We start from the raw sequence: 18,870 nt of genomic DNA, 5'->3' as shown, positions 1-18,870 counted from the left end.
GCATTGTTTCAAGGAAATGAGGCACTTAGTCCTATTCAGGCAAAGTAGTGGCTTTTTTTATCCAATAAAGGGCGCCTATGAGTGCTACGGTAAGCAGCAAACCGGCAATCTCGAATGCCAATAGGTGTTTGCTCATCAATTGGGCGCTCAGTTCATAGAGCGAAGGGTAGGCAGTGGTTGATGGCAAGGAAGGTAGCGAAGAAATGCCATACAGAAGCAAGCCCAAGAGTGCAATGCTTAAAATGCTGCCCAAGAAGGGATTTCTGTTGTGTATATGGGGCGTCTTTTCTGCATCTTGACGTTGGGTCAGAAGCACTGCAAAAAGAAGTACCACGAGCACACCGCCGATATACACAATGAGCTGCGCCACTGCAATGAGCTCAGCCATCAGAAGGACATACAAGGCAGCCACGCCCAGCAAGCAAGCCAGAAGAGCAAAAACAATGCGCACCAAGTGCTTACTGAGGGCAGCATAAACGGCAGCCCCTGCAACCACAGCGCCAAAGAGATATGACAACCATTCGTTCATCATGCGTCAGGATTTTTTTTGGGAGGGATTTTAGGCTTGATGACGGGCTTTGCTTTCTTCTCTTCGCTTGTTTGTGGCGTTGTTTCTTCTCTTGAGTCAGCGGGTTTGTCCTCTGGACTAATGGGTTTTATCGGTTTTATTTTAGGCTTGATGACCGGTTTCGCTGCATTTTTTTCTTCGGTTTCTGTTTCTTCTGTTGGCTTTACTGGCGCTTTTAGCTTGGGTTTGATGACTGCTTTGCTTGTGTTTTCTTGGCTTGTCTGGGGCTTCATTTTAGGTTTAAATACCGGCTTGGGAGATGGCTTTTCTTCCGTTTCTTCGGAGCTCTTAGGTGAGGTAGTAGCTGTTTTTTGGGGTTTGGGTTTAAAAACGGGATTTGCATTGACAGATTGACGGCTGTTTGTATTATTTTGTGTTTGGGGTTGTGCTTCCTTTTCGGCTTGATATTGTACCCAGAGTGCCTGCTTCTCGGCTATTTCTTCTTTGCTTAAATTGCCAAACAAATAAAGCAAGTCATAAACATCGGCTTCGGTATAATCAAAGGTTTTGCTCATGGTGAGGCACTCGGTAGGGCAAACGGTAGTGCACAGCCCGCAGTAACAGCATTTTGCCATATCTATGTTGAACTTGGCTGCATATAGGCGTTTCACTGTGCCGTCGCTGGTGGTGCCTATGGGCACTGGCGACTTGATGGCTTCTATTTCAATACAGTCTACAGGGCATATTTTGGCGCACTTGTCGCATACGATGCAGTCATCTATTTCATTATGGAGGCGGTAGCGTCCGTTGTCCGGAACAGGTATTTGCTCATGTGGGTATTGCAGGGTAACGCGCCCATGGGCATATCGGAAATAGTCTGGATGCCAAACAGGCAAAGCTGGACGGCGCACTCTTGCTTGAAACAGATGCTGCAGGGTAAGTTGTATGCCCTTATACAGGCTCTTCAGGGTGGAGAGAGTCGTCTGCCAAAACATTTAGTTGGTCTTTTGGTAAGTGCTGGGCACCTTAAAAGGGAAACGCAAGGGTTCTCTACTTAGTTCTATTTTCTGATATTCCACTTCCGCTTTTAGGGTCTGTTTTTCAGCGTTTTCTTTGTTTTGGTAGTGCAGCTGCGCTTTGATGTGGTAGGGAAACAAAACGCCATCTACCAAAGTGTAGTCTTGATAAACAATATCCATAAGGCTGCCACTGCGAGTGTCTTTGATTATCAGACGGTTGAGTTTGCCGGTGGCTGCACTCACGTAGTTTTGTATTTCGATATCATTGACTTGTTGGCGGATGATGTGCTCGTCGTTGTTGAGCATGCTTTGATTTTTGGAAAACTGTTTGACAGGCATATCGCCAATCAGCAAGTTTTGCAACAAATTGAAAGAAAGCGGAAAGCTGAACCTATTGCTCAGTTCCTGAAAGCTGAATTCCTGATAAGTTTGCTGGTCGCGATTGATGACCGCAATGGATTCGGGGGTTGCCTGTACTCTTAGTACTTCTATGCCCATGGAACTGCCAATAGAAAGCCACATCAACGAGTCTTTCTGCATGCGTATGGCAGTTTTGGCTTTGGCGTTTTGCGATGAAAGCGAGAAGTCCAAATTTGCTCTGGCGCTTAAAAACTTAAAATCAGTTGTTGACAGCAGCAAGCTGTCGCGCAAGTCTGCTTTGGGGAAGTTACGTTTTTTACAAGCGGGTAAAAGCAAAAAAGAGCAAAGCATCAGAAGGTAAAAAGCAGCTACGTGGTTAATCTTCATACAATCTCTTTTCGTCTATTTTTTTCTTTAATCTTTCAGGTGTCTCAGACAGCTTCAAAGCCTTTTGCCATAGCTCTACGGCTTCTTCGGTTTTGCCTAACCTGAACAACACATCGCCATAGCTTTCTAAAGTATAGGCGGTAGATAACTGTTCTGCTGCTTGTTTCAGGTAAGGCAAAGCTTCTGTGTATAGCCGCAGGCTGTAAAGTACCCGTCCATGGGCATACTGCGCAAATGGGCTGCTGTCTGCAAGTTTAAGTAATTTTTCCGAGAGGCTACGAGCGTAGTCGAGTTTTTGTTTGTGGCTTGCCAGCAGTAGGCAGTAATCATACAGCAGCTGTGGCGATTCACCTTGTTTGCGTAGGAGTTTTTCCATTTTTTCTATGGCATCGCCTATCTTGCCCTCTTGTGCTTGTATGAGCGCTTCTATCCTTTCTATTTCAGGCAAAAGAAAGTCTTGGTTGTCGCTTATCAGCTGGCGAGCCCGCTCAATGGCTTTGACAGCTTCTGCGGTTCGCTGCCCATACAGGCAGGCAGTGGCATGATGCATCCAAATGATGCCTTGAAAAGGATACAACTCGATGCCTTCTTGTGTTTTGGTGTAAAACAGCTGATATTGACCTGCTTTCTCTAAGCAGTCAAACAGGCGCAACCATATTTCTATCTGGGACTGTTGGGTTTCCAAACTTTGCAAAAAAACCTGCGCAGCCTCCGCATAACGGTAGCGTTTTTGCAATACAATGCCATATTGGTTGAGCAGGTCGGTATTGTAAGGATTCTTGCGACAAAGCTCTGCAAGATACTTCATGAGGAAACCAAGGTCTGCTTCATTTTTAAAGAGACGCACATAACCGAGTACTGCCACTTCACGCAGTGCATTATTTATAGAAGGATGCTCGATGACATTTTGAAGAAGGCGCTGGCTATCCTTTTTTTGTTCGAGCCTATATAAGCCCAATGCCCACACAAGTTGTGATGCGGGGTGTGTTTTCAGCATAGGGTCATTTGCGATTGCACGGTTCAAGCTTTCTACTTGTGGGAGAGGAGCATTTTCAATGAGCTCAATAAAAGGTAGATAAGGTGAAAGGTCGCTGCCCCTTTGGTCGAGGCGGCGCAAAGCGATGCGGAAGGCTTCGACATACTCGCCTTGTCGGAGATAGAGGCGCTGCATGCGGGTAAGCACTTCGTTGGTTTCGCCTATTTCTTCCAACAGTTTGCGGTAAGCTGCCAGCGCTTTTTCAGGGTTGTTGAGTTGCTCTTCGTAGAGTAGTCCCAGGTCAAGGGCATAGTAACTGTATGAGGGGAAATGCGCAAGCAATGTCTCGTAAGTTTGTGCGGCTTCTTTGTAGCGGAAAAGAGCACTTTGCAAATGTGCTTTTAAAATGTAGTAATAGGGATTTTGACTGTCTAAGCTCAATGCCTTTTCTACATAGACGAGTGCTTCCTCGTTTTTATCCATTTTGGAAAGGGTAACAGCGGCTTGATAGTACAAACCACTGCTTTGGGGGTTGATGCGTATGCCTTTCAGGATTTGCTGAAGTGCCCTCTCGTAGTTGTCTTGTATGTAGTAACGCATGCCTTCGATAAGCTCTGCTTCTGCCAGCAAAACCTGCTCGTTTCGGGCGTCACTGTTTTTTTTATCTTTTCGCTTTTTTTGTGCTTGGCTTGGTACTGGCACCAGCAATACACACATAAACAAGAAAAGGGCACTTCGAAGCACTGCCATAACTATTTTTTGATTTGGTTGTAATCGCCAATACTGAGGTCTTCTGGGGTAGATGAATATACAACAAAATTGCCAATCATAAAATTATCGGCAATCAACCCATTGATGTGGGTATTGGTTTGCACGATGCCGTTTTTCATGACGGCGTTTTCTATGCGGCTGTGTGCCCCTATCGACACGTGGGGACCTACTACTGCACGACGAACCACAGCGCCTTCGCCTATATATACCGGCGGAATAATCACGGCTTCTTCTATGACGGCACTCTTATCTATCAAGGGTTCATCTTTGATGAATTCCAAGTATCGTTGGTTGGTATATACCGTAGCATCTTTGTTGCCGCAGTCCAACCACTCATTTACCTGTCCTGTGGTGAATCGTAGCCCCTTTTGCTTCATATTTTCAAGGGCATTGGTCAGTTGGTACTCTCCTTTTTCTTTGATATCGTTGTCTATGAGGTATTGAAGTTCTTTTTTCAAATTGGCGCCATCTTTGATATAATAAATGCCAATAATTGCCAGTTTGGAAATGGGCGTCTCAGGCTTTTCGATGAACTCGGTGATATAGCCTTGTTCGTCGAGTTTCACCACGCCAAAGGGGCGAGGGTCTTCGACCTCTTGCACCCAAATGATTCCGTCTTGGTTGGTGTCTATGGTGAAGTTTGCCTTGAAGAGTGTGTCGGCAAAAGCAATGATGGTTTTATCCAATAGGCTATCGGCAGCGCATAAAATGGCATGCGCTGTGCCCAATGCTTCGGGTTGATAGTAGATTTTAGCTTCTGCTTGGATGCTTTCAGCCACCTTTTTTAGGGCATCTTCTACTTCTTTTCCGAAATCCTCTTTGATGATGAATGCTACTTCGGCGATGGGTTCGGGGCATGTCTTGGCAATGTCTTCCACTAAACGCTGGACAATAGGTTTCCCAGCAATGGGAATGAGTGGCTTAGGAACAGTGAGCGTATGGGGGCGCATGCGTTTGCCCATGCCTGCCATAGGAACAATTAACCGTAACATAGGTATATAGAGTTTTGGGTGTTTAATTTTAATTGTGTTGTTTAAGCGTAGGTAAATCCTGTCGCCTCAAAAATAATGCAAGTAATAGGCAAAATAGCTTTGTTGTTTAGTTTTGCAAATTGTGTAAACGACAATGCCTTGAAAAACATAAGGGTTCTGATATTGAGTACCTATTTTCAAAAAGGTGGGGCAGCTATTGCAGCAGGGCGTTTGTGGCATGCTTTACGCAAACATACCTCGTTGGAGGTGAATTTTTTGCATGCCGAGCCTGCACCGCATTCCCCTGAAGAAGGGGTGTATAGCTGCGTGTCTTCTGTTTGGAGACAAAAGCAATGGTGGCTGCGTTTTGGAGTGGAAGAGATGAGTATGCGCTTGCTTTTGCGAAACCGAGAGGACTGGTTTCAGTTTTCTCTGGCACCTTGGGGAATTGGCTTGCACCGTCACCCCTTACTGCAAGAAGCTGATATCATTCACTTACATTGGATAAATGATGCCTTTTTGTCTATGCGGTCTTTGCGTTATATAGGCATGTGGCAGAAGCCGATGGTAGTAACCATGCATGATATGTGGACATTCACCGGCGGCTGCCACTACAGTGGCGACTGCAATGCCTATGAGCAATCATGTGCCCGATGTCCTAAGATAAAAACAGCGTTTCACCCGGTAGTTTGTAGCCACCGGCAGAGGAAAGCGCAGTTTTGGCAACAATTCTCTCCTCTGGTTTGCTGGGTAGGATGCAGCCGCTGGCTGGCAGACTGTGCCCGTGCTTCCGGGCTGTTAGATACTGCCGCTATACACCACATCCCCAATCCTTTAGATACGAATCAGTTTCAATATCTACCTCAAGAGCAGGCAAAGAGTGCATGGCAACTGCCGCCCGGTCGTTTCGTTTTACTTTGTGGAGCTGCTTCGCTGAAAGACAGGCGCAAAGGGATGGATATTCTGCTGGAAGCGCTGCGGCTTCTGGAAAAACAGTATCCTGCAATGGCAAGCAAGATTTTATTTTGCACTTTTGGCAAAGCAGCGGAATGTATGTCTTTTGACTTAATAGAGCATCGTCATTTGGGAAGCTTTCTCGACCCCAAAGAACTAAACCGCTTATATGCAGCGGCAGACGCTTATGTGCTCACTTCACGCCAAGACAATTTGCCCAATACCATCATGGAAGCAATGGCAAGTGGCACGCCTGTACTGGCTACCCCTGTGGGGGGAATTCCCGAAATGATAGCACACGGGCAAAATGGTTTCTTGATGCGCGACCTGTCGCCGCAGGCTTGTGTGGAAGGTATTCTTTTTTTGCTCGAAAAAGCAAATACGCTGCGCTTGTCTGCCCGGCAGTGGGTAGAAACACACTATAGCGAAGCGGTGGTTGCCCAGCAGTACAGCCGCCTTTATGAAGAGTTATTGCGGCAGAAAAGATAAGGTACAGGAATGTGCTTCTATGCTAAGTCTCACCATACCACCTTGCAACATGGGGTAGTTGTGTGGCTCATGTCCTACGGGAAAACCTAAGCAGAAAGGCAGACCGGGTGCTTTTTGCCGCACGATTTCGGCAATCCGTCTGTAAATATATTCTTGCGTTTCGCCATCGGGCGAGCGGCTCATACTGCCTACAATCAAGCCACGCAGGTGGTTGAGAGGAAATGCATAGTGCAGTTGATGCAACAGGCGGTCGATGGCATAGCTATGTTCCCCTACTTCTTCTATAAAGAGTATTTGGTTACGCAAATCAGGCATAAAAGGGGTGCCTATGAGGCTGCAAAGCACTGCCAAGTTACCGCCTATCAAGCTTCCCTTTACTTCTCCCTCTTGCTGTAATGGGTGCGCTTCGGTGCGATATACAGGTACCTTGCCTTGCAGAAACATAGCCAAATAGCGAAGTGAAGTGGCTTGAGTTTGGGCTAAAACAGCAGGCATGGGGGCATGTAAAGAAGCAATTCCTTGCTTCAGAAGATACAGCTGCAAGGCGGTGATGTCGCTAAAGCCAATAAGCCAAGGTCGCTTTTTCCGCCACTGTTCTATTGGGAAATCGGGCAGCAGTTGATAGCTGCCATACCCCCCTCTTATTGCCCATATGGCACCGACGTTGGAACGGTTTAAAATGTTTTGTAGCTGCTCAAGTCGCTCATGAGGAGTGCCCGCAAAGGCATGATGCGTAGGACTTGCTGTAGGAAGCAGGCATTGCCATCCGTATTGTTGGCACCATTTTGCGGCGGCTTGTTGGTAATCAGCAGCCTTTGGTGGGGCAAAAGCCGGCGCCCAAAGAGCAATGCTGTGGTTGGGCGATACCGGGGGCGGTACCACAATGCCTTTGCCTACTCTTGCAGCCAATGAATAGCCTCGTTTTCGTCTTGAAACACTTGCAATTGTGCCGTTTCTACTTCTTTAGAAGCGGCATTCACTAAAAACTCACCCCCGATTTTCACAGCAAGGCTCTTAGAAAAGAGCACGGCTACCTTAGTGGGGTGGGTCACTTTGCTTTTGAACTTGGGTAACCACTTGACCAACAGCCAAGCGCGTGACTCTATGCTTGCTTTGGTCATGGGGCGCTGGTCTACCAAGATTTTTTTGGGTTGCTTTTCTGTAATACAGTCCAAGAGAAAATTCCATGTGGACTGATAGTCTTCTTTGTCGAGGTTGCCAATAAGAGTAAGCTTCAAAAAAGAATCCTGCGGCAAGTACTCTATGCGCGCCACATCGCTGTTTAACAAAATTTCGGCACTCATCGTATTTTGGATTTTAATTTGCTATTTGGTGCAGCCATGAAAGAGCATCTTCTTCGTTTTGGGAAGTTTTAATTTCTAAGTTGGGCACGTCTTTGGTAGCTGCATCTACTAAAAACTGACCGCCTATTTTCATAGCAATACTTTTGGAAAGCACCACCGCTACCCTGATTTTTTGATTTACCTTTTTTTTGAACTTAGGCAGCCACTTCACTACAAACCACGCACGTGATTCAAGGCTGGCTTTACTCATGGGACGTTGGTCTATCAACACCTTTTTAGGCTGTTTTTCCAAGTAGCAATCAAGTAGCACATTCCATGCTGTTTGATAGTCTTCTTTCATGATATTGCCAATGAGGTTTAAGCGTAAAATGTCAGTATCGGGGTAGTAGATGACTTGTGCAAAATCAGCATTGTAGAGTACTTCATCTTGTACCATAGAAAGGCAACTTTTTAAATAAGGCTTGCATTTTTTTAAGGGCAAGGATAAAAATAGAAAGAATAATAAGTTTTTCCAATTTTTTCTTTCTTTCGTGCAACACTTAATGTTTATTTCTATCTGAAATGCAGTAGATTTTTAATAACTTTGCAGAATTTATTTTTAGCAAACCAAAGCATTCGTATGAACAGAGAAAAAGGACCGTCGAGAAGAAGGACCTCAAAAGAGAATCAAAACGCAAATAAGTTTGGCAACAAGCACAAACGACCGGAAGCCACGCAAGAGCAGCAAAAACCGTTTTTCAAAAGAGGCAAAGACTTCAAGAAAAGTGTAAGTGTAAAAGAGAAATTAGGAAAAGAAGCAGAGCATCCGCAGGTGTTGCGCCTTAATCAATACATTGCTCGTTCGGGTATTTGTTCTCGCCGTGAGGCAGATAAGCTCATTGTTGCGGGGCGTGTCAAGGTAAATGGCAAAGTAGTAACAGAGCTGGGTTTGAAAGTAAAGCGTAACGACTTGGTGCAAGTAGATGAGCAGCGCATTTTGCCAGAACCTTTTGTTTATATATTGCTGAATAAACCCAAAAATTGTATTACTACGACCAAAGACCCGCGAGGGCGGCGCACCATCATGGACTTGATTCGTGGCGCTTGCGAGCAGCGTGTCTATCCCGTGGGGCGCCTCGACCGCAACACCACCGGCTTGCTGTTGTTGACCAACGATGGTGATTTAGCCAAAAAGTTGGCGCATCCTTCCCACAGGGTCAGTAAGGTCTATGAAGTAACCCTCGACAAGCCTCTGGCGCCTGAACACCTCGAAGCCATCAAGAAAGGAGTGCGCTTGGAAGAGGGAGTGGCAGAAGTCGATGATATAGCTTTGATTAAACCTCATGTGGTAGGTTTAGCATTGCACATCGGATGGAACCGGGTAGTCAGGCGCCTATTCGAGCAGCTTGGTTATGAAGTAAAGCATCTGGACCGCACGCTTTATGCTGGTTTGTCCAAGAAAGACCTACCTCGGGGCAAATGGCGTTTTCTTACCAAAGAGGAGGTAATTCAATTGAAATACATGATGAAGGGATAGAAGTGTTCAAGGTGTTCATTTTTGAACACGGGCTGTCCGCTTGCGGGCAGTTTTTTGTTTTATACAACACACTGCTTTTGGTATAATATTAGAAAAAAATGCTCTAAAACACCTCTTTATTGGGCTTTTCGGCTTTCAGGCAAAAAATGGAATTGATTTTGTCTTATTCATGGCACAACAGACACTTTCAACTGATTTGAGCCATGATAACCATTGTTTCTCCGTATTTAGACAAAGAGCAACTAAAAGACATTAGCAGCCAAAACGAAGCACTGACTTTCGAGCTTTTGATAGCTCGCCATCGCGACCGTTTGATGGCTGCCATCACCAATGTCGTGAAAGATGAATCGCTTGCCGAGGATATCTTGCAAGAGACCTTCATCAAAGCCCTCATGACCCTGCGCAAGGGAAAGTACCAAGAAGAGGGCAAATTTGTAGCGTGGGTATCGCGCATTGCCTATAACCTTGCCATTGACCATTTTCGTAAGAATAAACGCTACCCCAGCGGACCCATTGAGGAAAACGAGGACTTTGAAAATGACTTGGCTTTTTATGAAGAGTCGATAGAAGAGCAGAAAATCAAAGAAGAGAAAACGCGCAAGCTGCATGCCCTCATAGAAACTTTGCCTCCGGCACAGCAAGAGGTTGTCAAAATGCGGCATTTTCAAAACATGAGTTTTCAAGAGATAGCGCAAGCTACCAACGTAAGCATCAACACCGCTTTGGGGCGTATGCGCTATGCGTTGATAAACCTGCGCAAGCAGATAGACAAAAATCAAATAGACCTAACGTAAAGGGGAGTCTTTTTCTTTGGCTAAGTTGTTGTAAACCAGTTTGTCCATTATTTTAGACGGCAGCCACTTGTTTAAAAACACGGTGAGCTTGCCTTGGCTGGTCAAGACAAGTGTATTTTTTCGTTTTTTGACTGCTTTGAAAATAGCTTCTGCCACTTCTTCGGCACTCATCAGTTTCTTCTCGTCGCGAGGCGACTCACCCTGCGGGCGTCCGTCCTTAGCAAGCGCTGTATTGCGAATGTTTGAAGCAGTGAAGCCCGGACATGCTGTCAGTACATGCACCTTTTTTTTGAGTAGCTCCGTGCGCAAGGCTTCCAAAAAACCGTTCATGGCAAACTTAGATGCCGAGTAGCCGGTGCGGGCGGGTAAGCCCCGGTAACCTGCAATAGACGATATGCCCACAATGCTGCCCTGTCGTTCTATGATATAAGGCAGGGCATATTTGGTAGCATAGACCGTCCCGAAAAAGTTGATTTGCATGACCTGCTCAATCACAGAGAGGTCCAGTTCCTCGAATAGTGCCCGCATGGAAATCCCTGCATTGTTGATGAGGATGTCAATCTGTCCCCATTCCTCTACAACACGTTGCACCATCCGTTCATTTTCTTCTTTCTTAGCGGCATCGCAAGGCACTGCCAGGCATTCAATCCCTTGTTGACGAAGCTCCTGTGCCGTAGCCTCTAAGCGCTCGGCATTTCTGCCGGTAATAGCAACGCGCATGCCTGCTTTTCCGAAGCGCTCGGCGCAGGCTTTGCCTATGCCCGAAGAAGCCCCCGTAACAATGACTACAGGCTTTGTACTTTGATTATCCATAGACTTTCGGTTTCGCTTTGCTCTCTGTGATAGGCAAAAATAGCACAATAAACTTCAAGGACGTCTTTTTTGAAATAAAAACACAAGCAAACATAGAGTTGCTACACTTACCATCCCGTACAAAAAAAAGTGGCGGTGTACCCAAAACCAGGTGGGCAGGTGCAGATGGTGCATCCACGGGGCTTCGGGGCGATAATTTTGATACGCTTCTCTGATTTGTTTCTTACGGTCATCAGGCAGCGGTGCCCCTATGGCTTCCAATACACTTTGCGGGCGAAGAGTGTCGTAGCGCCCTTCCATAGGGTTGAAATACACAAATAGCATATATTCCCCCAGTGGGTATTTGCCCGGATTGCGTGCCACTAAACGATAGCGAAACAATTGGGTTCCAAAAACCGAAGTGCCGGCTCGTTTGATGTTTTGTAGGCTGCCATGCTCATATACTTCCAAGCTTGCCGGTGCTTGCACAATAGGCGGAGGAACACTGGCTATGTTGCCATAACCCACAATGGCAAGGCTATACTCTACTACCTTCCCTGTAAGCGTATTAGGAGTCGATAGCTTTTCGTTTAGATAAAAATTACCGACTGGCACTTTGGATGCCAAGGGATGGGGCGGTAGTGCTTTCACATGTATATGGGCAGATTCGGCATACAAACGGAATGGCAAGCTGTCACTGCTTCCTGCCTTTCGTACTTCAACGTAAGGGGCTGGAATCGATATATCGCCGGTTTGGAATGGAAAAAAGGATGCAGCAAACAAGATATAGCTGTCGTATTTTCTCCCCTGAAACAATACCTCTTGGGCATAGAGCTGACGAATAGTGAAATCTTCAATCCAGCACTGCATTGGGCTGAGTGCTTTGGATAAGCGCAGCATCTGCTTGCCTATGTCCGGGAATTCGTAGGTTGCTCGTAGTTGTTTACTCACCAACAATGAAAGTCGCAGGTGAAACTCTTCGCCTATGTACACGGTATCTTTATTGACAAAAAGCAGCAAATAAATATCCTGTGACGGGAGCTTTCCTTCTTCCTCACGACTTATGAAGGGGTCTTGCCATTCAGGCGGGCTTTTCCCTTCAGGCGAGGGCAAAACTTTTATAGTCAAAGGGGGAAGCTTTACGATGGTATCGTTGACCTGCATGGAACGTGCCGGTAAGCGCCAAGTGCCTTCTTTCTGTGGGTAGTAATACTGTGTGATGCTGTGCTTCACAATAACGCCCTCGTTGGTGTTTTCAGTGGTGCTTTCGGTAAATCGCTCACCTTTTTGGAATCGAGGGTAATCCGGAAAAGCACTTAGCGTGCGAAACTCTTCATTCGAAATGCTGACCGAGACAGAAAAAGGCTCATATAAATGAATGAGGGTATCGCCTATGCTGATTTTCACCTGCTGAGCTTTGCCGGCAGGTACAAGCAGCAAGTGAAAGAGAAAAACAATAATTGTACTATATATTGTTTTTTTTGCATTATTCATTGTTTTGTCTCTTGCGTTTAACAAAAGATTTTTTTAATATTGGAAAAAAGAATGTGCCTATGCCCCAAGACTACGCCTAAGTTAATGCTAAATTCTTGAAAGTTATGTTGGAGTACATGAAGACCATTCTGCAAAAAGTGAGTTTCGATGCCACTTTGTTTGAAAGAGAATTGCGTAAAGCTTTGACTCTGCTGCATCCGAGTGAGCGTTCAGCTTTGAGGGATTGGTGTTATCAACATTTTTTGGATGTTTACAAGCCCTTGTTGGATAAGTACTTTCAACAACCTTTGTATGTGAAATAAGACCGGGGGGGTAGGCATTTTTCAAGAATGTTTTTAGGCAGCGTGGGGCATTAGCACCATTTCTTTATTCTGACTGTGCTGACAAGAGGAGGCTGATGCATATACCTTCCCCTCCCTTCGTTTTTGCAGCCATAGAGACAGGAATAGAGTTGCTTGCACCTTTCTTTTCTTTTCTTGATTCAGCTTGGCGCGGTATGAAAAAATGCCTGATACTTACATTTTTTGTGCAGCAGATGGGTTACCTTATTAAAAAAAAGGTATTTCTACTGAGCAGGATGACAGGCAATGTACGTTTGTAGAAGTGGGCATACATGTATATATTCGAGAAGAGCGAAAGCCAAGTACGGTCAATACAAAGAAGCATTATGCCCATTCAATTCTCTACAGACGAGCAATTGTTGGAAGGAATCCGCAAAGGAGATACCTCTGCCATCTTGCAGCTGTATAAAACAAGCTACCACAGTGTAGAGCATTTTATATTGCAAAACAGCGGCAGCGAAGCCGATGCGCAAGATATCTTTCAAGAAGCCTTGGTGGTGTTGTGCGAAAAGGTATCAAACCCGCATTTTATGCTGACGGCTTCTTTGAATACGTATCTATACTCCATATGCCGCCGCATGTGGCTAAAGCATCTGCGCGACACCAAGCGGCATTTGGATGTGGAGGATTTTCGGGAGTTCATCCCGATGGATGAAGACAGTGAGGACTGGGAGACGATGGAGCTGCAACAGCAGGCTATGCATCGCGCCATGGAGGAGCTGGGAAGTCCTTGCAAGGAACTGCTGAAGGCTTATTACTTCGAGCATCGAAGTATGCAGGAAATCGCCGATGCCTTTGGATATACCAATGCCAACAATGCCAAAACGCAAAAATACAAATGTTTGCAGCGTTTGAAACGTTATTTCTTTAAAGAAAGCCATACGCATAAAACATAAGACTTGATTCAGAATCATATGAAGTGGGAAGAGCGCATAGCATGGATAGAAGACTATTACGAGCAGCACTTAAGCGAAGAGGAAAAACGCCGCTTTGAGCAGCTTCTCGAAACGGACAAGATTTTGCAAAAAGAGTGGGAAGATTACTGCATGCTGCGTCGCAGTATGGATGCTTACTGGAAAGCCGAGCGGCTCAGAAAGAACATTCGGCAAGCCCAAGCCCTATTTTTTGCAAAGCCAAAGCAGCCACTTGAAAAGCAAGAGCCAGCGGCTTTTTCTCAAAGCAAGCAGCTTGCCAAACGCAAGCCTAAGGTGTGGCACTACCACCTCTCTAGCATGCTGATTGCCGCTTCGGTAGCAGCCGTCGTGACAGTCTTTGCTATTAACTTCTACAAAGTGAACACTTTGGAAGTAAAACAACAAAATTATTATCAAGCCCTTAAGCGCGACATTGACAAAATACGCGAGCAAAATGCCTCTTTGAGTCTGAAAGCTCAGAGAGAAGACGACGCCGAAGCCTACACAGGCACGCGTCAAGTCCACACCGGCGCTACAGCTTTCTTGTTTTCACCAGAAGGTTATGTGCTGACTACCTATCATGCCGTAGAGGATGCACGAACTATGCGACTGATACAGTATCGTTCCGAAGATACGCTTCAGCTCAATGCTGCTCTGATATATTTCGATAAACACTTAGACTTGGCATTGCTGAAAATAGAAGACTCTGCTTTTCGGGCAAAAGATTACAACTTGAACGTTTTGCGTCTTATGCCCGGTGAAATAGACCTTGGGGAAGAAGTTTTTACCTTAGCGTATCCACGCGAAGACTTGGTTTATGGCATGGGGGCTGTGAGTGCCCACACCGGTTATGAAGGCGATACGCTGGCTTATGAAATCAGTATTCCGGTGAATCCCGGCAATAGTGGTAGTCCCCTGTTTGATGCTGCTGGGCGCTTGGTGGGTATTGTTACCGGCAAGCACACCCAAGCCGAAGGGGCTGCATTTGCTGTAAAAAGTACTTACATATGGCAATTTTTGCAGCAGGCAGCACAAGCCGATTCCTCTTTTTTGCTGGGGCACCATCGTTTGACTACCGGACAGTATGCCCCTTTGCGTTACTACAAACGCCCGGCTCAAATCAAGGCGTTGCGTCCGTTGATATTTGAATTGAAAACCTACAGTCAGTCTGCCTTGCAATAATTATTTTGTGCAAAACCTACATTTGATAGAATTCCCAAAGTCATGATTTTCTTATGGCTTTGGGAATCATTATATTGTACCAAAAATAATCTTTAAGAAAATGAGAAAAAGCATCGCTTACATTGTATTTTGTCTTTGGTGTTTGTTGGGGGTGGTATCAGCAGTTCAAGCGCAAAAAGTAATATTTGGCATTAGCCCTATGGAGCTGAGTAAGCAGACTACCGATGTTGCTCCCCTGCTGGAAGAGTATTTGAACAAAACGCTGCCTTTTGGGGTGGAGGTACGTATGTATCCCTCGGTTTATGATTTAGTGAAGGCATTGCAGGAAGGCAAAGTGCAATATGCTTATATCAATTCTTTTGGTTACTTACTGGCAAAGAGAAATGCAGCGTTAGAAGTGCTGGCAATGCGGGGGACTGCCAATGGAGAACCGGAAGTATATAGTAGCTGCATAGTAGTGCCATCGACTGCTGCGCTCAGCAGTATCGAAGATATTCAGGAACACGCGGGCGAGTATCCTATTATTTTTACCAACATCACTTCTACTTCTGGACATCTTTTGCCTCGTTTGGTGTTGAATAAGGCAGGTATTCAGGCAGAGGTTTACTTCAACGACATTGTGTTTGTCGGCACACATCAAGCGGTTATTGAGTATTTGAGCACCGGCAAGCCGGCTGTGTTGGCTTGCTCTTATGAATTGTTGGAAGGCAAAACCAAAGAAGGCGGCATAGATGCTACTGCTTACAAGGTGCTATGGAAGTCAGAAGCCATTCCACATGGACCGATTATTTGTCAAAGCAATTTAAGTGCTGCTCATAAAGAAGCTATGTTGAACGCCCTGCGGGCTATCCCCGAAAAAGCACCGGATTTGTGGCAAATATTTGCCAAAAAGTTGTGGAACAGCCCACAAGTGCGCATCATTAAAGGTAAAGAGTCGGCATTTGACTATCTTCAGAATTTGGTGAACAGCGATGAAGAGTTGATGTTTATTCTTGATTTTTATCTGGCTGAGTAGTAGAGGGGCTTCCCTGCAGCTTTATTTCATAAACAATACCGGGTAGGCGCTTTGATTTTTCTATTTTCAGGGCACTTGCCTGCTTTTTAAGTAGGTCTTTGTAAATCAGGCTAAAGGTTTCGCGCAAAGAAGCTGCCAAGTGGCTGCGCACCGGGCTTTCGTCTTTGGTGTCTGGCAACTTCACTGCGGGAACAAGCCCCTCAGTTTCAATACGCAACACACAGCCTGCTTCTGCTAAGCGCTGAGCCGCCACGGTGAGGTGGACTCCTTTGGGGCTTTCGTTGATGTGGAAATAAACTATGTTGAGTAATAAAAGACGTAGGGCGCGTGCGTCGGTATACACATCGGCTCCTTGTTCTGCCAAAATATGCAAGCTTATTTTGTAGGTATCTATGGCACTTTGTGTTTCTGCCAGGATTTCTTGGAGCACTTCTGTATTTAAGTGTAGCTTTTCGGGCTGTAGTTGCAGTTCATCTTTTTGAATTGCCAACCAAGTGAAGATGTTTTCGGCAATAATGTCTATTTCATTGATGGTATATTCTAGGTCCTGCGCTGATTGTCTGATTTCTTCTTTCGACAGCTTTTCTACAAAATGAGTAAGCAGATGGGTGATGTTGCGCATGGTGCGCAAGGGTACGCGTAAATTCTGGGTCAGCAATGAAAGTAGGGTTTCTTTAGTTTGATTGGTACTGATGAGTTCACTTTGTGTTTTTAAGAGTTGTTGGTTTAGCTCATGCAGGCGGTGGGCTTGCTGCCGAATGCCTTTCTCGCTGAGTTGCAGTTCACGGTTGGCATTTTCGAGTGCTTGTTTTTGCTCTTGAAGTTTTTCGAAATATTGCTTTATAGTGCGTGTAACCGAGCGAAAGATAAGCAAGCCAATGAGCACAAGCAGCAAGATAGATACAATGGTGAGCCACAGAGCCACGCGCCCCCAATAAGCATGATTTCAGTGGCTTGTTCGTCATACTTAAAGGCAATCTCTTGCATGTAAGAGACAAAGGGCGGCACCTCTTTGCTTAGCTTTTGTTGTGTGCGCTTGAGCTGCGGGCTGTTCAGCTTGGTTTGTTCTACCAGCTCACGGGCAAGTTGGGTAATATAGAAAAAATGTTGGTTGGCTGCTTTGAAAAGCTTCCGTATTTCTTCTGTGTTGTATCGGGCATCTAAGCGGAAATCGGGGTCGCCCTTTTGTAGTCCCCAATAACCTTTTTCGAGTGTAGCAAGGCTATACCGTATTTTTTCTAGTACCTTTTGCCGTTGCGTGAGAGTATCTGCATTGCCTAACTCCATACAGCTATTTCGATGGTTTGCACATCGGTAGCACAGCGCCCGGCTATGTTCACCATGCGGCTCACGGAGGAACGGGCATTGAGCGGGTCGTTGGGGTCAATCACCAAATAGCGGCTGATAATGCCGTAATTGAGCAAGATAATGCCAGCTAACAAACTTAAAGCAATGACGTAGCTCCAGAAAAAATACTGGTGTAAAAACGGAGGATTCGTTTTGTTATAGCCTCCCATAATGTAAGCAAAAGTTTTCTACAAGATGTTAAAAAATACAGAATCATAGAAATGAATCAAAAAGTTATAAAGAGAATTTTATGAAGAAGCTTTGGGCTTTTGCTTGTCTTGCAAACCCCAGTAAAATGCCAGAGCAAGGGGAATGAGCAGCAGGTTTTTCCATACGATGCTTTGCCAGCCGTCAAGGAAAAAGATAGCATCGGCAGTTACTAGTGTGAGGGCAGTCAGCAGCAGACAGCCTGCAAGGTAGGTAATACGATAAGGGATGCGATAGTAACGTTGCCCCAGAAAATAACATGCAAGCAACATGACGCCGTAGGCGGCAAGCGTAGCATAAGCGCTACCCATATAACCGATGCGGGGCACCAGCCACAGATTGACTGCCACTGTGACTATCGCACCTAAGAGCGTAAAGTAAGTGCCGTAAATAGTGCGGTCGGTAAGCTTATACCATATCCCCACATTGAAGTAAATCCCTAACAGCAAATTAGCTATGAGCAATACAGGCACGATGCCGAGCGCTTGATGATAGGCTTCGTTGCGAATGAGCAGCCATTTGAGCCAATCGATGTTGAAAGTAACGGCAAGTACTGTCAAACATCCTATTGCCGTGAACCAATCAAGTACCCGGGCAAATACTTCTGGGGCATTACGGTCTTTGACTTTTGAAAAATAAAAGGGCTCGGAGGCATAGCGAAAAGCCTGGGTGTAAAGCAACATAAAAACAGAAAACTTAACACAGGCATTGTAAACACCCAAAATGTATTGGTTGGATTCCGGATACAGCTCTTCGGGCATATAGTATTTGATAAACCAGCGGTCGGCAAGTCCATTGATCTGCCCCGCCAAACCGGTAGCCACCAAGGGAGCTGCATAAGTGATGATTTGACGCATGAGCGCGCGGTCCATATAAAAACGGAATCCCTGCATGTAAGGAAGCAGCGGGAAAAACAGCAAGGCGTTTGCCAACAGATTTGCCAAGAAGACATAGCCCACTTTGTCTTCGACACCCAGAAGGTGGGGCAAAGCGCCGCTGCGCGGCAGTATCCACAAAAACAAAATATTAAAACCCACATTCAGCAATATACCGCCCACTTTGGTAAGAGCAAAAAAGTGGGCTTTGTGCAAAAAGCGCAGCCGGGCAAAAGGGATAGCCCAAAGTGCATCGATGAACATAAGGGCAGCAAGCAAGTGTATGTACTCTTCCTTGCCTTCATAGCCCATGTAATTGACCAGCGGAGTGGCACTTAGGGCAAGCATTGCCGACAGAGCGCCCCCAAAAACAGCGATAAAGGAAAGGGCTTGTGAAAATATTTTTGGCTCTTCCAGCTTGTTGGCATAGCGGAAATAGGTGGTTTCCAAGCCAAAGGTATAAATGATGTTGAGGAAAGCCACATAGCTTAGCAGCTCGCCCACGGCACCATATTCTTCGGGCTGCAAGACCCCTTTGCTTGTGTAAAAAGGCACTAACAAATAGTTGATGAGACGCCCCAATATGCTGCTGAGCCCATACCAGAGCGTCTCGCCTGCCAGCCTGCGGATGCTGCTCATGAAGTGAACGTATCA

At 45.8% G+C, this 18,870-nt stretch carries 21 protein-coding genes; 7 read left to right on the top strand and 14 right to left on the bottom strand.

Annotated features, from left to right (window positions below):
- Positions 1–31 precede the first annotated feature (31 nt).
- From FHS56_RS09310 to FHS56_RS09290, 5 genes are read right to left on the bottom strand one after another with little or no spacing between them, the layout of a single operon-like run.
- Entirely contained in the window at positions 32–532 is a 501-nt protein-coding gene (locus FHS56_RS09310) for an NADH-quinone oxidoreductase subunit J family protein (RefSeq protein WP_166920007.1), read from the bottom strand.
- Complete coding sequence (locus tag FHS56_RS09305; RefSeq protein WP_166920005.1) at positions 529–1,503, bottom strand: 4Fe-4S binding protein; 975 nt, start codon at positions 1,501–1,503, stop codon at positions 529–531. The genes FHS56_RS09310 and FHS56_RS09305 overlap by 4 nt, the downstream gene beginning before the upstream one ends.
- A complete protein-coding gene (locus tag FHS56_RS09300) occupies positions 1,504–2,274 on the bottom strand; it encodes a DUF4292 domain-containing protein (RefSeq protein ID WP_166920003.1) in 771 nt (256 codons plus the stop codon).
- A complete protein-coding gene (locus FHS56_RS09295; protein WP_166920001.1) occupies positions 2,264–4,000 on the bottom strand; it encodes a tetratricopeptide repeat protein in 1,737 nt (578 codons plus the stop codon). Before FHS56_RS09295 ends, FHS56_RS09300 begins: the two co-directional genes overlap by 11 nt.
- A gap of 2 nt (positions 4,001–4,002) precedes the next feature.
- Positions 4,003–5,013: a sugar phosphate nucleotidyltransferase gene (locus tag FHS56_RS09290; protein ID WP_243844195.1), complete on the bottom strand. Its 1,011-nt coding sequence runs from the start codon at positions 5,011–5,013 to the stop codon at positions 4,003–4,005.
- Positions 5,014–5,151: 138 nt separating this feature from the next.
- Here FHS56_RS09290 and FHS56_RS09285 point away from each other — a divergent pair, with 138 nt between their 5' ends.
- Positions 5,152–6,435 (top strand): glycosyltransferase, encoded by a 1,284-nt coding sequence (locus FHS56_RS09285; protein WP_166919999.1) that lies wholly within the window; start codon positions 5,152–5,154, stop codon positions 6,433–6,435.
- Here FHS56_RS09285 and FHS56_RS09280 read toward each other — a convergent pair.
- Genes FHS56_RS09280 through FHS56_RS09270 form a run of 3 tightly spaced genes read right to left on the bottom strand, consistent with a single transcriptional unit; the run spans position 6,415 to position 8,175 of the window.
- Positions 6,415–7,344 (bottom strand): S66 peptidase family protein, encoded by a 930-nt coding sequence (locus tag FHS56_RS09280; RefSeq protein WP_166919997.1) that lies wholly within the window; start codon positions 7,342–7,344, stop codon positions 6,415–6,417. The genes FHS56_RS09285 and FHS56_RS09280 overlap by 21 nt on opposite strands.
- Entirely contained in the window at positions 7,329–7,739 is a 411-nt protein-coding gene (locus tag FHS56_RS09275; RefSeq protein WP_166919995.1) for a SpoIIAA family protein, read from the bottom strand. The genes FHS56_RS09280 and FHS56_RS09275 overlap by 16 nt, the downstream gene beginning before the upstream one ends.
- Before the next feature lie 13 nt (positions 7,740–7,752).
- On the bottom strand, positions 7,753–8,175 hold the full coding sequence (locus FHS56_RS09270) for a SpoIIAA family protein (protein WP_166919992.1): 423 nt from the start codon (positions 8,173–8,175) through the stop codon (positions 7,753–7,755).
- Between the two features lie 183 nt (positions 8,176–8,358).
- Here FHS56_RS09270 and FHS56_RS09265 point away from each other — a divergent pair, with 183 nt between their 5' ends.
- Together FHS56_RS09265 and FHS56_RS09260 are read left to right on the top strand one after the other, a co-directional pair.
- The gene (locus FHS56_RS09265; RefSeq protein WP_166919990.1) at positions 8,359–9,255 is read left to right on the top strand and encodes a pseudouridine synthase; all 897 of its coding nucleotides are present in this window, start codon (positions 8,359–8,361) and stop codon (positions 9,253–9,255) included.
- A gap of 203 nt (positions 9,256–9,458) precedes the next feature.
- Positions 9,459–10,049, top strand: coding sequence for an RNA polymerase sigma factor (locus tag FHS56_RS09260; protein WP_166919988.1), 591 nt, complete (start codon positions 9,459–9,461; stop codon positions 10,047–10,049).
- Here FHS56_RS09260 and FHS56_RS09255 read toward each other — a convergent pair.
- Positions 10,041–10,862 carry an SDR family oxidoreductase gene (locus FHS56_RS09255; RefSeq protein WP_166919986.1) on the bottom strand — a complete coding sequence of 274 codons (822 nt, stop codon included), beginning with the start codon at positions 10,860–10,862 and terminating at the stop codon, positions 10,041–10,043. The two genes, FHS56_RS09260 and FHS56_RS09255, sit on opposite strands and share 9 nt — an antisense overlap.
- A 54-nt stretch (positions 10,863–10,916) precedes the next feature.
- Positions 10,917–12,335, bottom strand: a complete 1,419-nt coding sequence (locus FHS56_RS09250; protein ID WP_166919984.1) for a BatD family protein — start codon at positions 12,333–12,335, stop codon at positions 10,917–10,919.
- A 104-nt stretch (positions 12,336–12,439) separates the two neighbouring features.
- Here FHS56_RS09250 and FHS56_RS09245 point away from each other — a divergent pair, with 104 nt between their 5' ends.
- From FHS56_RS09245 to FHS56_RS09230, 4 genes are all read left to right on the top strand, one after another.
- Entirely contained in the window at positions 12,440–12,637 is a 198-nt protein-coding gene (locus tag FHS56_RS09245; protein ID WP_166919982.1) for a hypothetical protein, read from the top strand.
- Between the two features lie 365 nt (positions 12,638–13,002).
- A complete protein-coding gene (locus FHS56_RS09240) occupies positions 13,003–13,572 on the top strand; it encodes an RNA polymerase sigma factor (protein ID WP_166919980.1) in 570 nt (189 codons plus the stop codon).
- Positions 13,573–13,575: 3 nt separating this feature from the next.
- Complete coding sequence (locus tag FHS56_RS09235) at positions 13,576–14,772, top strand: S1C family serine protease (protein ID WP_166919978.1); 1,197 nt, start codon at positions 13,576–13,578, stop codon at positions 14,770–14,772.
- Positions 14,773–14,872: 100 nt separating this feature from the next.
- Positions 14,873–15,787, top strand: coding sequence for a phosphate/phosphite/phosphonate ABC transporter substrate-binding protein (locus FHS56_RS09230; RefSeq protein ID WP_166919976.1), 915 nt, complete (start codon positions 14,873–14,875; stop codon positions 15,785–15,787).
- On the opposite strand, the gene FHS56_RS09225 is transcribed toward FHS56_RS09230, so the two are convergent.
- The 4 genes from FHS56_RS09225 to FHS56_RS09210 form a co-directional block, all read right to left on the bottom strand.
- The gene (locus FHS56_RS09225; protein WP_166919974.1) at positions 15,759–16,712 is read right to left on the bottom strand and encodes a HAMP domain-containing histidine kinase; all 954 of its coding nucleotides are present in this window, start codon (positions 16,710–16,712) and stop codon (positions 15,759–15,761) included. The genes FHS56_RS09230 and FHS56_RS09225 overlap by 29 nt on opposite strands.
- Positions 16,628–17,074, bottom strand: a complete 447-nt coding sequence (locus tag FHS56_RS09220) for a hypothetical protein (protein WP_166919972.1) — start codon at positions 17,072–17,074, stop codon at positions 16,628–16,630. Before FHS56_RS09220 ends, FHS56_RS09225 begins: the two co-directional genes overlap by 85 nt.
- Positions 17,065–17,304, bottom strand: a complete 240-nt coding sequence (locus tag FHS56_RS09215) for a hypothetical protein (RefSeq protein ID WP_166919970.1) — start codon at positions 17,302–17,304, stop codon at positions 17,065–17,067. The genes FHS56_RS09220 and FHS56_RS09215 overlap by 10 nt, the downstream gene beginning before the upstream one ends.
- Positions 17,305–17,382: 78 nt before the next feature.
- Positions 17,383–18,855, bottom strand: coding sequence for a lipopolysaccharide biosynthesis protein (locus tag FHS56_RS09210; protein ID WP_166919968.1), 1,473 nt, complete (start codon positions 18,853–18,855; stop codon positions 17,383–17,385).
- Between the last annotated feature and the right edge of the window lie 15 nt (positions 18,856–18,870).

The sequence above is a fragment of the Thermonema lapsum genome, assembly GCF_011761635.1.
GTDB lineage: Bacteria > Bacteroidota > Bacteroidia > Cytophagales > Thermonemataceae > Thermonema > Thermonema lapsum.
This window is presented reverse-complemented; position numbering and strand designations above follow the sequence as displayed.

Coding starts and splice junctions, on each gene's coding strand:
- FHS56_RS09250 (WP_166919984.1), bottom strand. CDS start 12,335: ATGAATAATGCAAAAAAAACAATATATAGTACAATTATTGTTTTTCTC.
- FHS56_RS09215 (WP_166919970.1), bottom strand. CDS start 17,304: ATGGGAGGCTATAACAAAACGAATCCTCCGTTTTTACACCAGTATTTT.
- FHS56_RS09210 (WP_166919968.1), bottom strand. CDS start 18,855: ATGAGCAGCATCCGCAGGCTGGCAGGCGAGACGCTCTGGTATGGGCTC.
- FHS56_RS09230 (WP_166919976.1), top strand. CDS start 14,873: ATGAGAAAAAGCATCGCTTACATTGTATTTTGTCTTTGGTGTTTGTTG.
- FHS56_RS09245 (WP_166919982.1), top strand. CDS start 12,440: ATGTTGGAGTACATGAAGACCATTCTGCAAAAAGTGAGTTTCGATGCC.
- FHS56_RS09290 (WP_243844195.1), bottom strand. CDS start 5,013: ATGTTACGGTTAATTGTTCCTATGGCAGGCATGGGCAAACGCATGCGC.
- FHS56_RS09305 (WP_166920005.1), bottom strand. CDS start 1,503: ATGTTTTGGCAGACGACTCTCTCCACCCTGAAGAGCCTGTATAAGGGC.
- FHS56_RS09270 (WP_166919992.1), bottom strand. CDS start 8,175: ATGGTACAAGATGAAGTACTCTACAATGCTGATTTTGCACAAGTCATC.
- FHS56_RS09275 (WP_166919995.1), bottom strand. CDS start 7,739: ATGAGTGCCGAAATTTTGTTAAACAGCGATGTGGCGCGCATAGAGTAC.
- FHS56_RS09310 (WP_166920007.1), bottom strand. CDS start 532: ATGATGAACGAATGGTTGTCATATCTCTTTGGCGCTGTGGTTGCAGGG.
- FHS56_RS09300 (WP_166920003.1), bottom strand. CDS start 2,274: ATGAAGATTAACCACGTAGCTGCTTTTTACCTTCTGATGCTTTGCTCT.
- FHS56_RS09220 (WP_166919972.1), bottom strand. CDS start 17,074: ATGGAGTTAGGCAATGCAGATACTCTCACGCAACGGCAAAAGGTACTA.
- FHS56_RS09265 (WP_166919990.1), top strand. CDS start 8,359: ATGAACAGAGAAAAAGGACCGTCGAGAAGAAGGACCTCAAAAGAGAAT.
- FHS56_RS09260 (WP_166919988.1), top strand. CDS start 9,459: ATGATAACCATTGTTTCTCCGTATTTAGACAAAGAGCAACTAAAAGAC.
- FHS56_RS09240 (WP_166919980.1), top strand. CDS start 13,003: ATGCCCATTCAATTCTCTACAGACGAGCAATTGTTGGAAGGAATCCGC.
- FHS56_RS09255 (WP_166919986.1), bottom strand. CDS start 10,862: ATGGATAATCAAAGTACAAAGCCTGTAGTCATTGTTACGGGGGCTTCT.
- FHS56_RS09295 (WP_166920001.1), bottom strand. CDS start 4,000: ATGGCAGTGCTTCGAAGTGCCCTTTTCTTGTTTATGTGTGTATTGCTG.